The organism is Pseudomonas chlororaphis, from assembly GCF_001921865.1.
Taxonomy (GTDB): Bacteria; Pseudomonadota; Gammaproteobacteria; order Pseudomonadales; family Pseudomonadaceae; genus Aquipseudomonas; species Aquipseudomonas chlororaphis_D.
Map to the genome: position 1 here is coordinate 515577 of NZ_MSCT01000005.1, position 14921 is coordinate 530497.

13 protein-coding genes are annotated in these 14921 nt (G+C 62.4%); 6 read left to right on the forward strand and 7 right to left on the reverse strand.

The window, feature by feature from the left end:
- The first annotated feature begins 256 nt into the window (after positions 1–256).
- Complete coding sequence (gene tcdA / locus BTN82_RS05250; protein ID WP_075118130.1) at positions 257–1072, forward strand: tRNA cyclic N6-threonylcarbamoyladenosine(37) synthase TcdA; 816 nt, start codon at positions 257–259, stop codon at positions 1070–1072.
- 121 nt (positions 1073–1193) lie between these two features.
- Here tcdA and BTN82_RS05255 read toward each other — a convergent pair whose 3' ends face one another.
- From BTN82_RS05255 to BTN82_RS05270, 4 genes are all read right to left on the reverse strand, one after another.
- Positions 1194–1598, reverse strand: coding sequence for a SufE family protein (locus BTN82_RS05255; RefSeq protein ID WP_075118098.1), 405 nt, complete (start codon positions 1596–1598; stop codon positions 1194–1196).
- On the reverse strand, positions 1595–2800 hold the full coding sequence (locus tag BTN82_RS05260) for an aminotransferase class V-fold PLP-dependent enzyme (RefSeq protein ID WP_075118099.1): 1206 nt from the start codon (positions 2798–2800) through the stop codon (positions 1595–1597). The genes BTN82_RS05255 and BTN82_RS05260 overlap by 4 nt, the downstream gene beginning before the upstream one ends.
- 217 nt (positions 2801–3017) lie before the next feature.
- Positions 3018–4052: a 2,3,4,5-tetrahydropyridine-2,6-dicarboxylate N-succinyltransferase gene (dapD, locus tag BTN82_RS05265; RefSeq protein ID WP_075118100.1), complete on the reverse strand. Its 1035-nt coding sequence runs from the start codon at positions 4050–4052 to the stop codon at positions 3018–3020.
- 34 nt (positions 4053–4086) lie between these two features.
- Positions 4087–4395: an arsenate reductase gene (locus BTN82_RS05270; protein ID WP_230011666.1), complete on the reverse strand. Its 309-nt coding sequence runs from the start codon at positions 4393–4395 to the stop codon at positions 4087–4089.
- A gap of 279 nt (positions 4396–4674) precedes the next feature.
- Between BTN82_RS05270 and BTN82_RS05275 the strand changes: the two genes are divergently transcribed.
- On the forward strand, positions 4675–6321 hold the full coding sequence (locus tag BTN82_RS05275; protein ID WP_075118101.1) for a Na+/H+ antiporter: 1647 nt from the start codon (positions 4675–4677) through the stop codon (positions 6319–6321).
- A gap of 108 nt (positions 6322–6429) precedes the next feature.
- On the opposite strand, the gene dapC is transcribed toward BTN82_RS05275, so the two are convergent.
- From dapC to map, 3 genes are read right to left on the reverse strand one after another with little or no spacing between them, the layout of a single operon-like run.
- The gene (gene dapC, locus BTN82_RS05280) at positions 6430–7629 is read right to left on the reverse strand and encodes a succinyldiaminopimelate transaminase (RefSeq protein ID WP_075118102.1); all 1200 of its coding nucleotides are present in this window, start codon (positions 7627–7629) and stop codon (positions 6430–6432) included.
- A 40-nt stretch (positions 7630–7669) separates the two neighbouring features.
- Positions 7670–10366: a [protein-PII] uridylyltransferase gene (locus BTN82_RS05285; protein ID WP_075118103.1), complete on the reverse strand. Its 2697-nt coding sequence runs from the start codon at positions 10364–10366 to the stop codon at positions 7670–7672.
- A gap of 47 nt (positions 10367–10413) precedes the next feature.
- On the reverse strand, positions 10414–11196 hold the full coding sequence (map, locus tag BTN82_RS05290; RefSeq protein ID WP_075118104.1) for a type I methionyl aminopeptidase: 783 nt from the start codon (positions 11194–11196) through the stop codon (positions 10414–10416).
- A 409-nt stretch (positions 11197–11605) separates the two neighbouring features.
- Here map and rpsB point away from each other — a divergent pair, with 409 nt between their 5' ends.
- The 4 genes from rpsB to frr all read left to right on the forward strand — a co-directional run bounded on the left by rpsB (position 11606) and on the right by frr (position 14921).
- The gene (gene rpsB, locus BTN82_RS05295; RefSeq protein WP_075118105.1) at positions 11606–12346 is read left to right on the forward strand and encodes a 30S ribosomal protein S2; all 741 of its coding nucleotides are present in this window, start codon (positions 11606–11608) and stop codon (positions 12344–12346) included.
- 204 nt (positions 12347–12550) lie between these two features.
- Positions 12551–13417: a translation elongation factor Ts gene (gene tsf, locus BTN82_RS05300; protein WP_075118106.1), complete on the forward strand. Its 867-nt coding sequence runs from the start codon at positions 12551–12553 to the stop codon at positions 13415–13417.
- 206 nt (positions 13418–13623) lie between these two features.
- Positions 13624–14367 carry a UMP kinase gene (gene pyrH, locus BTN82_RS05305; RefSeq protein WP_011059526.1) on the forward strand — a complete coding sequence of 248 codons (744 nt, stop codon included), beginning with the start codon at positions 13624–13626 and terminating at the stop codon, positions 14365–14367.
- Positions 14364–14921: a ribosome recycling factor gene (frr, locus tag BTN82_RS05310; protein WP_075118107.1), complete on the forward strand. Its 558-nt coding sequence runs from the start codon at positions 14364–14366 to the stop codon at positions 14919–14921. Before pyrH ends, frr begins: the two co-directional genes overlap by 4 nt.

The following is a 14921-nucleotide window of genomic DNA, read 5'->3' on the forward strand; positions in this document are numbered from 1 at the left end:
CGGGTTCCAAAGGGTGTGGAACGAGGGAACGGTCGGCAGGCGCCAAGCGGCGCGCATCCTACACTGGCCTTCGACCGAGCGTACAGCGCCCGGGGGAAAGCCGCAGGTTGGGCAATTCAAGTCGATTTAAGTTCTCGGCGGCGGTTTTTTCAGATTGTTCCGCTTATTAAAGCAGCCCAAGCCGCCATTCATAGGGCAAAGATGCTCTTGGCGGGCATCGGCCCTATAATGCGCGCCGGTTTTTGGGGTAATGGTCATGAGTACAGAAGATCCGCGGTTTGCTGGCGTCGCCCGTTTGTATGGCATCGAAGGGCTGGAGCGCCTGCGCGCCGCCCATGTGGCGATCGTCGGGGTCGGCGGCGTCGGCTCCTGGGCGGCCGAAGCCATTGCCCGCTGCGGCGTGGGCGAGATCTCGCTGTTCGACTTGGACGACGTCTGCGTCAGCAACAGCAACCGGCAGTTGCACGCCCTGGACAGCACGGTCGGCAAGCCCAAGGTCGAGGTCATGGCCGAGCGCCTGCGCGGCATCAACCCGGACTGCCGGGTGCATGCGGTGGCCGATTTCGTCACCCGCGACACCATGGCCGAATACATCACCCCGGACATCGATTGCGTGATCGACTGCATCGACAGCGTCAACGCCAAGGCGGCGCTGATCGCCTGGTGCAAGCGGCGCAAGATCCAGATCATCACCACTGGCGGCGCGGGCGGGCAGATCGACCCGACGCTGATCCAGGTCTGCGACCTGAACCGCACCTTCAACGATCCGCTGGCCTCGAAAGTGCGCTCGACCCTGCGTCGCGACTACGGTTTTTCCCGCACCGTGACCCGTCACTACAGCGTGCCCTGCGTGTTTTCCACCGAGCAGCTGCGCTACCCGAAACCCGATGGCAGCATCTGCCTGCAGAAGAGCTTTGTCGGCGATGGGGTGAAGCTCGACTGCGCCGGCGGTTTTGGCGCGGTGATGATGGTGACCGCGACCTTCGGCATGGTCGCGGCGACCAAGGCGGTGGACAAACTGGTGGCGGGCGTGCGGCGTCCGGCGGATAGAATCAAGCCTGCTCAGGCTTAGGCCGGACTCTGTAGCCGCTGCCGCAGGCTGCGATAAGGCCGAAGGCCTTCGGCGATTTCCAGAATCCCGCGCCTGCTTCGCAGGCGAACGCAGCCTGCGGCAGCGGCTACAGGGATAGCGATCAGGTGGCGAGTTCGCGCATGCGCTGCAAGACCGCGTTCAGCCCATTGCTGCGCGAGGGCGACAGCTGGCGCGACAGGCCCAGCTGATTGAACCAGTCAGGCAAGTCCACCCGTTGCAACTCCTCGACGGGCAAACCGTTGACCCGTGCCAGCAGCAGGGCCACCAGGCCACGAATCAACCGAGCATCGCTGCTGGCGGCGAACTGCCAATGGCCGTCCTGCACGCTGCCCACCAGCCAGACCTGGCTTTCGCAACCGTGGACCCGGTTGGCTTCGACTTTCTCGGCGTCGCTCAAGGGCGGCAGGCGTTCGCCCCACTGCATCAGCAAACGGGCGCGCTGCTCCCAGGCAGGCGCGCCCTGGAAACTGTCCAGGGCGGCCAGGGCGTCGGCGGGCAGGTTCATCGCAACAACTCCAGGGCCTGGTCGAGGGCCTCGAAAAAGCGCTCCAGGTCCTCGGAGTTGTTGTACAGCGCCAGCGACACCCGGATCGCACCGGACAGGCCCAGGCCTTTCAGCAGCGGCATGGCGCAGTGATGCCCGGCGCGTACCGCGATGCCCTGTTCGGTCAGCAGGTGGGCCAGGTCGGCGTTGTGTACGTCGTCGACCACGAAGCTGACCAGCGCCAGCTGTGGCTTGCCCAGCAGGTGTACGCCTTTGCGGGCCAGCAGGCCGTGCAGCAGGTAGTCGTGTAGCGCGGCCTCGTGGGCGTTGACCGCGTCGAGGTCGAGGCCGCCGAGGTAATCGAGGGTCGCGCCCAGGCCGATCACGCTGGCGATCGGCGGCGTACCGGCTTCGAAACCCAGTGGAGCGGAGCGGAAGCTGGCGTGCTGGTAGTCGGCCTGCTGGACCATTTCGCCACCGAATTGCCAGTGGCGCAGGCCGTGCAGCGCTTCGTTGCGGCCGTACAGCACACCCAGGCCGTCGGGGCCGTAGAGTTTGTGGCTGGAGAAGACGTAGAAGTCGCAGCCCAGGGCCTGCACGTCGTGGCGGCCGTGGACCACGCCCTGGGCACCGTCGATCACGGTCAGGGCGTTGTGCGCCCTGGCCAGGGCCAGCAACTGCGGCAACGGCTGCCAGGCCCCGAGCACATTGGACAGCTGGCTGACGGCCAGCAACCGGCAGCGCGGGCCGATCAGGCGTTGCGCAGCCGCAAGGTCGATCAGGCCGTCGTCGTCCAGCGGCAGCACGATGAGTTCCAGGCCGCGGCGTTGTGCCAGTTGCTGCCAGGGCAGCAGGTTGGCGTGATGTTCCAGGGCGCTGATGACAATCTCGTCGCCCGGGTTGAAGTGGTGTTCCAGGCCATAGGCCAGGAGGTTCAGCGCGGAGGTGGCGCCGTGGGTAAAGATGATCTGCCCGTCGTCGCCGGCGTTCAGCCATTGCGCGACCTTGTGCCGGCTGTCTTCGAACGCCTGGGTGGCGTGCGCACCCGGCAGGTGCTGCGCGCGATGCACATTGGCCGCGCCGTTGGCGTAGTAGTGCGCCAGGGCGTCCAGCAAGGCTTGGGGTTTTTGCGTGGTGGCGGCGTTGTCCAGGTAGGTCTGGTCCTGCCGTTGCAGGGCGGCGATGGCCGGGAAGTCGGCGCGCCAGGGGGAGGGTACAAGCATGGTGGCAAAACTCGTTTGAACAGGCCGGGCGCCGATGATAAACGCCCGGACTGTTCCGGTGAAACCGAGTCGCCGCTCAGGCTCTGACGAAAACTGCCTGAGCGTCATTCATGCTGGGTTAAAAACAGACTCGGAATGCTCATGCAGGGCCCTGCACTGCGCTTGCTCGTCTGTTTTGCCTTGCCTGAACGTCGCTTGGCTACTTTTCGTGCAGATCCTAGTTGTGAGCGTGCAGCGCTTCGTTCAGCTCGATGGCCGACTTGTGGGTCTTGCACTCCACGGCGCCGGTTTCCGAATTGCGACGGAACAGCAGGTCCGGCTGGCCGGCCAGTTCGCGGGCCTTGAGCACCTTCACCAGTTGGTTGTTCTCGTCCAGCAGCGCCACTTTGGTCCCGGCGGTCACGTACAGGCCCGATTCCACGGTGTTGCGGTCGCCCAGCGGGATGCCGATACCGGCGTTGGCGCCGATCAGGCAGCCTTCGCCGACCTTGATCACGATGTTGCCACCGCCCGACAGGGTGCCCATGGTCGAGCAGCCGCCGCCGAGGTCCGAACCCTTGCCGACGAATACGCCCGCGGAAACCCGGCCTTCGATCATGCCCGGGCCTTCGGTGCCGGCGTTGAAGTTGACGAAACCTTCGTGCATCACGGTGGTGCCTTCGCCGATGTAGGCGCCCAGGCGGATCCGCGCGCTGTCAGCGATACGCACACCGCTCGGCACCACGTAGTCGGTCATTTTCGGGAACTTGTCCACCGAGAACACTTCCAGCAGCTCGCCGCGCAGGCGGGCTTCCAGTTGACGCTCGGCCAGCTCGCCGAGGTCGATCGCACCCTGGCTGGTCCAGGCCACGTTCGGCAACAGCGGGAAGATCCCGGCCAGGTTCAGGCCGTGCGGCTTGACCAGGCGATGGGACAGCAGGTGCAGCTTCAGGTAGGCCTCGGGCGTCGAGCTCAGTTGTGCGTCTTCGGCCAGCAGGGTGGCGACCAGCGGCTTGTGGCTTTCGGCCAGGCGGGTCAGCAGCGCGGCTTGAACGGCGTCGATGCCTTTCAGGGCGTCGGCCAGTTCCGCGGCCTGGGCGTTGGTGAAGGCGATGGCCTGGTTGCCTTCGCTGTAGCCCAGTACCGGGGCGACGGCGGCCACGATTTCGGCCGAAGGGTTAAGCAGCGGCGCGGCGTAGAACACTTCCAGCCAGGCGCCCTGACGGTTTTGAGTGCCGACACCGAAGGCCAGGCTGAACAGGGTAGTGGACATGCTGTTACCTCTTACAAAATTGAGCAGGCAGGCGTTACTTGATTTCTGCCGCGTAGATATCCGGCTTGAAGCCAATCAGGGTTCGGTCACCGAGATCGAGTACCGGGCGCTTGATCATCGAAGGTTGCGCGAGCATCAGTTCGATCGCTTTCGCCTGGTCGAGATCGGCTTTGCGTTCGTCGTCGAGTTTGCGAAAGGTCGTGCCCGCGCGGTTCAACACCACCTGCCAGCCATGCTCGTCGCACCACTGGGTGAGGTGTTCGCGGTCGATTCCGGCCGTCTTGTAGTCGTGGAAGTCATAGCTGACAGCGTGTTCATCGAGCCAGGTGCGCGCCTTTTTCATGGTGTCGCAGGCTTTGATGCCGAAAAGGTGCAACGTTTTGCTTGAAGCGGTCAAGGAATTGCCCCCTTTTGAGATGCTGGAGTCAAAGGTTCGGATTATGCCATGCCCGCGCGGGTTCGGCGTCGGCCTCGGCTCGGCTTTGTCGCTTTGTGTAACAGGCGCCTGGGTCGCTTGCGACGTTTGTGCAGCGGCGAGGCGCCAGCTTAAGCGGCTAATATGGCACTTCGACGGTAACCTGTTGCCTGAAGTCTGCTGCTGAACGATTGGGAAAACCGCTTTATGCAAACCGCTTATACCGTCCTTATCCTGCTGATGCTGGTGAGTCTCTCGCGTCTGGTCGGACGGGTGATCCCGCTGCCGCTGCCGCTGGTGCAGATCGCCGCGGGGGCTTTGCTGGCCTGGCCCACGCTGGGGCTGCACGTGGCCCTGGACCCGGAATTGTTTCTGTTTCTGTTCCTGCCGCCGCTGCTGTTCTCCGATGGTTGGCGCATGCCCAAGCGGGAGCTCTGGCGCCTGCGCGGCCCGATCCTGACCCTGGCCGTCGGCCTGGTGCTGTTCACCGTGGTGGGGGCTGGTTACTTCATTCACTGGCTGCTGCCGACCATTCCCTTGCCGGTGGCCTTCGCCCTGGCGGCGGTGCTGTCGCCGACCGACGCCGTGGCGGTGTCGGCGATTTCCCAGAACCGCCTGCCGACGCCTTTGATGCACATGCTGCAGGGCGAGGCGCTGATGAACGACGCGTCGGGCCTGGTGACCTTCAAGTTCGCCCTGGTGGCAGCCGTCACCGGGGTGTTTTCCCTGGCCAATGCCAGCCTGACCTTTGTCCTGGTGGCCGTGGGCGGCCTGGCGGTCGGCGTGGCCCTGAGCTGGCTGGTGGGCCGCCTGCGCGCCTGGATGATCGCCCGCGGCTGGGACGACCCGGCGACCCATGTGGTGTTCATGCTGTTGCTGCCGTTCGCCGCCTATGTGTTGGCCGAGCGCCTGGGAGCCTCGGGCATCCTTTCGGCGGTGGCGGCGGGGATGATGCAGAGCTGGCTCGACCTGTTGCCGCGCCAGACCAGTACCCGGCTGCTCAACCGCAGCGTCTGGTCGCTGCTGGAGTTCGCCTTCAACGGGCTGATCTTCCTGCTGCTGGGCCTGCAACTGCCGGACATCATCAAGGCCGTGGTCAGCCATGAAACCACGCTGTGGCCGACCCTGTTCTACCGCTGCCTGGACGTGGTGGCGATCTTCCTGGTGCTGCTGGTGTTGCGTTTTATCTGGGTGCAGAGCATCTGGCGCCTGTCCGGCCTGCTACGACGCTGGCGCGGCAAGGGCGAACTGACCCTGGTGCCGACCGCGCGCTCCTGCTGGTTGCTGACCGTGGGCGGGGTGCGCGGGGCGGTGACCCTGGCGGGCGTCATGTCGGTGCCGCTGTTGCTCGGTGGGGGCGAGTCGTTCCCTGAGCGCGACCTGCTGATTTTCATCGCCGCCGGAGTGATTCTGTTGTCGCTGGTGGCCGCCTGTATCGCCTTGCCGCTGCTGTTGCGGGGCATCCAGAAAAGTCCTGACGCCAAGCGCCACGCCGAAGTCCGCGATGCCTGGCGCAAGACCGCCGAGGCGGCGATTCATGCCCTGGAAGCCGAGGAAGTGGCCGACGCGGCCAATGCCCCGGATGCCGCCCAGGCGGCGTTGGCCACCGAGCTCAAGGGGCGCTTGATGTCGGAATATCGCCATCAGTTGGAGGTGTTCAACGATTCCGCCGAAGCCCAGGCGCTGGCGTTCCAGATGGATTTGCTGGAGCGCAAATTGCGCTTGAAGGCGCTGCGGGCGCAGCGGCTGGAGTTGTATCGGTTGAGTCGCCAGCACCAGATCGGCGACGACGTATTACGCGAGGTGCTGGGCGAGTTGGACCTTAGCGAGGCCAACCTGGGGCAGGTCAAGTGAGGGTGTTGACAGGTTCGCGAGCCAGCTCGCTCCTACAGGGACGAACGAGGCTGTAGGAGCGAGCTGGCTCGCGAAAGGCCGCAAAGCGGCCGTCAGGCCAGTCGCCGCTTATTGGCGGCGCAAGACGAAATCGCGAATCCGCTCGGCCGCTTCCACGCATTCGGCCAATGGCGCCACCAGGGCCATGCGCACGCGCCCGGCGCCGGGGTTGTCGCCGTCGACATCGCGCGACAGGTAGGAGCCCGGCACCACGGTCACGTGCTCCTGCTCGAACAGGTCGCGGCAGAACGCGGTGTCGTCGCCCGCTACGTTCGGCCACAGATAGAAGCTGCCGTCCGGGCGCTGGATGTCGAGCACTGGCGCGAGAATCTCCAGCACCGCATCGAACTTCTCGCGATACAGCGCACGGTTGGCGCGCACATGCACTTCGTCGTTCCAGGCAGCGATGCTGGCCAGCTGGGTTTGCACCGGCATGGCGCAGCCGTGGTAGGTGCGATACAGCAGGAAGCCCTTGAGGATCTGCGCGTCGCCAGCGACGAAACCCGAGCGCAGGCCCGGCAGGTTGGAACGCTTGGACAGGCTGTGGAACACCACGCAACGCTTGAAATCCTGGCGGCCCAGTTCGGCACAGGCGCTGAGCAGGCCGGGCGGCGGAGTCTGTTCGTCGAAGTACAGCTCGCTGTAGCACTCGTCAGCGGCAATCACGAAGTCATGTTCGTCGGCCAGGGCGATCAGCTTCTTCAGGGTTTGGATCGGGATCAGCGCCCCGGTCGGGTTGCCCGGCGAGCACAGGAACAGGATCTGGCAGCGCTGCCAGATCTCTGCCGGTACCGCGTCGAAATCCGGGTTGAAGCCGTTTTCATCGAGGCACGGCAGGTAGTGCGGCTTGGCTCCGGCGAGGAACGCTGCGCCTTCGTAGATCTGATAGAAGGGGTTCGGGCTGACGACCAGGGCATCATCGCCGCGGTTGACCACGGTCTGGGTGAAGGCGAACAGCGCTTCGCGGGTGCCGTTGACCGGCAACACGTTGCGCGCCGGGTCGAGCCAGCCGTCCGGCACGCCGAAGCGCCGTTCGCACCAGCCGGCAATGGCTTCGCGCAGGGCTGGAAGGCCCAGGGTCGTCGGGTACACCGCCATCTGGTCGAGGTTGTTGGCCAGGGCCTCGGCGACAAAACTCGGCGAACGATGCTTGGGTTCGCCGATAGACAGCGCGATAGGTCGCTTGGCCGGGTTCGGCTGGACGCTGCCAAGCAGGGCGCGGAGTTTCTCGAACGGGTAGGGCTGCAACTGGTTCAGAGCGTTGTTCATGGGGGATTGGGTCTCACTCAAAGCGGGTCGTGGCGCGTGGTCAGATGCTCAGGCGCGTCAATTCGGGTTCGTGGCCGACGCTCAGCTGCTCGACGATGGCGTCCTGCAGGCGGCTGCACAGCTGCGGATCGGACAACTGCTGGTTGTGCGCGTCGGTAATGAAGAACACGTCTTCCACGCGCTCGCCCAGGGTGGCGATCTTGGCGTTTTGCAGCGACAGGTCGAACTCCAGGAAGATCTTGCCGATGCGCGCCAGCAGGCCGGGGCGATCGGGAGCGCTCAGTTCGAGCACGGTCACCGGGCGCTGGGCGTCGTTGTGGATGGTCACTTGCGGGGCGAAGGCGAAGTGCTTGAGCTGACGCGGCACCCGACGCTGGATGATGGTCGGGTAATCGTCAGGGTTGCGCAGGGCCTCGGTAAGGCCGTTGCGAATTTGCGTGACGCGTTGCGGGTTGTTGCCGATCGAGCCGCCGTCGTTGTCGAGCACGATGTAGGTGTCGAGGGTGAACTGGCTGCTGGAGGTGATGATCCGCGCGTCGTGGATGTTCAGGTTCAACTGGTCCATCGCCGCCACGGTCACGGCGAAGAAATCGTGCTGGTCCGGGGCGTAGATGAAGATCTGCGTGCCACCCTCGAATTCGCGCTGGGTGGTTTCCTTGATCAGTACTAGCGGGCCGCCGTCGGCCGGCTGCTGGAGGATCGCATCGCTGTGCCAGGCCACGTCGCCGGCGGTGTGGCGCAGGAAGTAATCGTCGCCCAGTTGCGCCCAGAGCTGCTCGACGTCGTCGGGGTCGGTGCCGGCGCGGACCAGGATGTCCAGGGCCGCGCTCTGGGTCTGGCGGATCTGCTCTTCGCGGTCCACCGGGTTTTCCAGGCCGCGACGCAGGGCGCGCTTGGTCTCGGTGTAGAGCTGGCGCAACAGGCTGGCGCGCCAGGAGTTCCACAGCGTCGGGTTGGTCGCGTTGATGTCGGATACCGTCAGCACGTACAGGTAGTCCAGGCGGGTCTGGTCGACCACGATCTGGGCGAAGTCGTGGATCACCTGCGGGTCGGACAGGTCCTTGCGCTGGGCGGTCGTCGACATGACGAGGTGGTTCTGCACCAGCCAAACGATCAGGCGGGTGTCCCACAGCGGCAGTTGGTGGCGGATGCAGAAAGCTTCGGCATCCACCGCGCCGATGTCCGAGTGGTCGCCATGGCGGCCCTTGCCGATGTCGTGGTACAGCCCGGCCAGGTAGATCAGCTCGGGTTTGGGCAGCTTGGCCATGAGCTTGCTGGCCAGCGGGAATTTCTCCGAAACCTGGGTGTACTGCAGTTTACGCAGGTGCTTGATCAGGTTCAGGGTGTGGAAGTCGACCGTATAGATGTGGAACAGGTCGTGTTGCATCTGCCCGACGATATGGCCGAACTCCGGCAGATAACGCCCGAGGATGCCGTAGCGGTTCATCCGCCGCAGATTGCGGTGGACGCCGATCTCGCACTTGAACAGCTCGATGAACAAGCTGGTATTGCGGATGTCGTGGCGGAAATCGTCGTCGATCAGATGGCGATTCTCGCGCAGCAGGCGAATGGTATCGGCGCGTACGCCCTTGATCTCCGGGTGCTGGGCCATGAGCACGAAGATTTCCAGCATGGCGAACGGCGTGCGGCGGAACACGTTGGCGTTGATCGCCTCGATGTAGCCGTCATGCAGCTGGAACCGCGAGTTGATCGGCTGCGGCGGCGCTTCGTCTTCGGGGGCGAGGATGACTTCCTCGAAGTGCTGGATGATCAGGTCGCTGAGCTGGGCGATGCTCATCACCACCCGGTAATACTGCTGCATGAAGCTTTCGATGGACTGCTTGGCGTCGTTGCCCTCGAACCCCAGCAACTTGGCGATCGAGCGCTGGTGGTCGAACAGCAAGCGGTCCTCGGCGCGACCGGCGAGCATGTGCAGTGCGTAGCGTACTTTCCACAGGAACTCCTGGGACGAGGCCAGCAGCGCGTTCTCGCTTTCCACCAGGAAGCCTTCGCCGGCCAGGGCCCGCAGGTTCAGCGTGCCGTACTGGCGCCGGGCGACCCAGAGGATGGTCTGGATGTCCCGCAGGCCGCCGGGCGAGCCTTTGACGTTGGGTTCCAGGTTGTATTCGGTGTCGTTGTACTTGTGGTGCCGTGCTTTCTGTTCGGCGCGCTTGGCCAGGAAGAATTCCTTGCTGGGCCACATGTGCGCCGTGCTGGTGACGTCGAGCATGCGCTGGCGCAGGCGTTCGGGGCCGCAGATAGTGCGGCTTTCCATCAGGTTGGTGACCACTGTCAGGTCGGCGCGGGCCTCTTCGGCGCATTCTTCCACCGAACGCACGCTTTGCCCGACTTCCAGGCCGATGTCCCAGAGCAGGGTCAAAAAGCGTTCGATGGAGTCGCGGAAGATTTCGTGGTCGGCGCTGTCCAGCAGAATCAGCAGGTCGATATCCGAGTAGGGGTGCAGCTCGCCGCGACCGTAGCCGCCGACCGCCACCAGGGCAATGTCGGCGTCCTCGCTCCAGTCGAACTGGTCCCAGGCCTTTTGCAGGATGTTGTCGACGAACCAGGCGCGGTCCTCGATGAGCCGGCGGATATCCCGTCCGTTGCGAAAGCGTGCGTCGAGCACTTCTCGTGCCTGACGGATAGCTTTCTTGAAGGCCGCGATAGGGCTTGCCTTCAGGGCCAGTTCCGCCTGGAACTGGCCGCGGTCGAACAATTCGGGATCCACCTGCGGCATCGATTGGCTTTCCTTTCTATCTATAGGTCGGGGCGCGGCGGGGTGGATCAGGCCGAAACGCGCGCGATGGTGTCGTCGCTGCGCAGGGTGAAGATCTCGTAGCCGGTCTCGGTCACCAGCAGGGTGTGTTCCCACTGTGCGGAGAGCTTGCGATCCTTGGTGATGGCGGTCCAGCCGTCGCCCAGCACCTTGGTGTCGGCCTTGCCCTGGTTGATCATCGGCTCGATGGTGAAGGTCATGCCGGCTTTCAGTTCCATGCCGGTGCCGGCGCGGCCGTAGTGCAGGATCTGTGGCTCTTCGTGGAACACCTTGCCGATACCGTGGCCGCAGAACTCGCGAACCACCGAGAAACCGTTCTTTTCGGCATGCTTCTGGATGACTTCGCCGATGTCGCCCAAGCGGCAGCCCGGCTTGACCAGTTCGATGGCCTTGTACATGCATTCCTGGGTGATCTGCGACAGGCGCTCAGCCCAGACCGGCACGCTGCCGACGTGGAACATGCGGCTGGTGTCGCCGTGGTAGCCGTCCTTGATGACGGTGATGTCGATGTTCAGGGTGTCGCCATCCTTCAGCGGCTTCTCGTTCGGAATGCCGTGGCACACCACGTGATTGATCGAGGTGCAGATGGACTTGGGGAAACCCTTGTAATTCAGGGGCGCGGGAATCGCCTGCTGCACATTGACGATGTAGTCGTGGCAGATGCGGTCCAGCTCTTCGGTGGTCACGCCGGGTTTGACATGCTCGGCAATCATTTCCAGCACATCGGCGGCCAGTTTGCCGGCGACACGCATTTTGGCGATGTCCTCGGGAGTTTTGAGGGTGACGGTCATACAGGCTCTCTTGACGCTCAGTGGCGCGGCTAAACACGAAATGGCTTGAAAACGACGAATCGAAGGCTGAACCCGCTGTGGGGTGGCCACGCTTTCAAAAGCCTCAAAGGTGCGATTCTAACAGAGCCCCGGAGCAAATCTGAGGCTCTGTGCATCGCTTCTTTCTATAACAGTGGTGCATTCTGGCCCGATTCCAAGGGGGGAGTAAAAAAGCCCTCGGCGGGAAATGAGAATCCGGGTTCCGTTTTTACCCTTCTTATGGTATAAAATGCGCCGCTTTCCGGGGATGCCCCGAAAAGCCTAAACCCACACACGTGTCGACACGATGACCTGGGTGCCTTCGATCTTCGGATCGCGGGTTGGTCATTGGGATACGTGGAGGCCCAACCCGACTTATCAAGGAACTATCATGTCCCAAGTCAACATGCGCGATATGCTGAAGGCCGGTGTGCACTTCGGTCACCAAACCCGTTACTGGAATCCGAAAATGGGCAAGTACATTTTCGGCGCGCGTAACAAGATTCACATCATCAACCTTGAAAAAACCCTGCCAATGTTCAACGAAGCTCTGACTTTCGTAGAGCGTCTGGCCCAGGGCAAAAACAAGATTCTGTTCGTCGGCACCAAGCGTTCCGCTGGCAAGATCGTTGCTGAAGAAGCAGCACGTTGCGGTTCGCCGTACGTCGATCACCGCTGGTTGGGCGGCATGCTGACCAACTACAAAACCATCCGTGCTTCCATCAAGCGTCTGCGTGACCTGGAAGTTCAGTCGGAAGACGGCACCTTCGCCAAGCTGACCAAGAAAGAAGCGCTGATGCGCTCCCGCGACCTGGAAAAGCTGGATCGTAGCCTGGGTGGTATCAAGGACATGGGCGGTCTGCCTGACGCACTGTTCGTGATCGACGTTGACCACGAGCGCATCGCGATCACCGAAGCCAACAAGCTGGGCATCCCGGTCATCGGCGTTGTCGATACCAACAGCAGCCCGGAAGGCGTTGACTACATCATCCCAGGCAACGATGACGCCATTCGCGCCATCCAGCTGTACATGGGTTCGATGGCTGACGCCGTGATCCGTGGCCGCAACAACGTTGCTGGCGGCACTGAAGTATTCGCTGAAGACGCTCCTGCGCCGGCAGCTGAAGCCTGAGTAACTGACGCTTAGCGTTTACTCAGTACGCAAAAAGGGGGCTAGGCCCCCTTTTTGCCACCTTGAAAACCGTTTATCGATGGCGCCCCTGCAGTTCTTGTCATGTGTGGCGGCTATCAAGGGTTTTCGAGAGCGCGGCTCAAGAATTGATCGCCCGTTCAGTCGGGTGGAATGGTTGAAAACCTATCCAAGAGGAATTTGAAAATGGCAGAGATTACTGCAGCGTTGGTTAAAGAACTGCGCGAGCGTACCGGCGAAGGCATGATGGACTGCAAGAAAGCCTTGACCAAGGCTGGCGGCGACATCGAGAAAGCCATTGATGACATGCGTGCTTCCGGCGCCATCAAAGCTGCCAAGAAAGCAGGCAACATCGCTGCTGAAGGCGCCATCGCCATCAAGGACGACGGTAAAGCCGCCGTTCTGCTGGAAGTCAACTCGCAGACCGACTTCCTGGCTCTGCAGGACGACTTCAAGGCATTCGTTGCTGCCAGCGTTGAAAAAGCATTCGCTGACAAGCTGACCGACGCCGCTCCGCTGATCGAAGCTCAAGAAGCTGCTCGTCTGGTCCTGGTTGGCAAGACTGGCGAGAACGTCAACATCCGTCGTCTGGTTCGCGTTGAAGGTGACGTGGTCGGTACTTACCTGCACGGTAACAAGATTGGTGTTGCGGTTGTCCTGAAAGGCGGTTCCGTAGAACTGGCCAAAGACATCGCCATGCACGTAGCTGCAAGCAACCCGGAGTTCCTGCTGCCGTCGCAAGTTTCCGCTGACGCCATCGAGCGTGAGAAAGCTGTGTTCCTGCAGCTGAACGAAGACAAGATGAAAGGCAAGCCAGCCGAAATCGTTGAGAAAATGATCGCTGGCCGTATCAGCAAGTTCCTGGCCGAAGCCAGCCTGGTTGAGCAAGCGTTCGTCAAGGATCCAGAAGTCACCGTAGGTGCCCTGGCCAAGAAAGGCGGCGCTGAAATCGTTTCGTTCACCCGCTTCGCGGTAGGTGAAGGCATCGAGAAGAAAGAAGACAACTTCGCTGAAGAAGTTGCCGCACAACTGGCTGCTGCCAAGCAACAGTAAGACGGTTTTTCAACTGTCGCCGAAAGAGGCTGCCCGCTCACGCGCGCAGCCTCTTTTCAAATGGGGTAACCAATTTAGTTGGTTGCCTTCGGAACCGGTTTACAAAGTCGTGTTCTGATGGCGCTGTGACAGCGTCAAGCTAGAGTGAACGCAGGCTGCAAACAGCTTGCAAAGAATTTTAAAATACGCCGCAGGAGAGATTCGCAATGGCTCAGCAGGGCAGTGGTTATCAAGCTCGCTATAAACGCATTCTACTCAAGCTTAGCGGCGAAGCCCTGATGGGCTCGGAAGAGTTCGGGATCGACCCTAAGGTGCTGGACCGCATGGCGCTGGAAGTTGGCCAGTTGGTGGGTATCGGTGTTCAGGTCGGTCTGGTCATCGGCGGTGGCAACCTGTTCCGCGGCGCGGCGCTCAGTGCGGCCGGCATGGATCGGGTGACAGGCGACCACATGGGCATGCTGGCCACTGTGATGAACGCCCTGGCCATGCGCGACGCGCTGGAACGTGCGAATATCTCGGCCATCGTCATGTCGGCCATCTCCATGGTGGGTGTGACCGATCACTATGATCGTCGCAAGGCGATGCGTCATCTGAACTCCAAGGAAGTGGTGATCTTCGCTGCCGGTACTGGCAACCCGTTCTTCACGACCGACTCCGCGGCATGCCTGCGGGCCATCGAGATCGATGCCGACGTCGTGCTCAAGGCAACCAAGGTTGATGGTGTGTACACCGCCGATCCATTCAAAGACCCGCATGCCGAGAAGTTCGATCATCTGACTTACGATGAAGTGCTGGATCGCAAGCTGGGTGTCATGGATCTGACGGCGATCTGCCTGTGCCGCGACCATAAGATGCCGCTGCGCGTATTTAACATGAACAAGCCCGGCGCCCTGCTGAACATCGTTCACGGCGGCGCTGAAGGAACCCTGATCGAGGAAGGCGAACAATGATCAACGACATCAAGAAAGACGCTCAAGAGCGCATGAAGAAGAGCCTGGAATCCCTGGCGCACGCGTTCGGCCAGATCCGCACTGGCAAGGCCCACCCCAGCATCCTGGGCAGTGTGATGGTGCCGTACTACGGTACCGATACTCCGTTGAGCGGTGTCGCCAACGTTACCGTGAAAGACTCCCAGACCCTGCAAGTCGTGCCGTTCGAGCGCAACATGCTGGCGGCAATCGACAAGGCTATCGGCAGTGCCGGCTTGAACCTCAACCCGACCAACCTGGGCGAGTTGCTGCTGATCAAGATGGCGCCGCTGACCGAAGAAACCCGCAAGGGCTTCACCAAGCAGGCGCGCGCCGCCGCTGAAGACGCCCGTGTTGCCGTGCGCAACATTCGCCGCGATGCCCTGGGCGAGCTGAAGAAGCTGTCCAAGGACAAGGCCATCAGCGAGGACGAAGAGCGCCGTGGCGGTGCTGAAATCGACAAGCTGATCAAAGAGTTCGAGGCTCAGATCGCCAAGGCGACCGAAGACAAAGAAAAGGACCTGATGGCCGTATAA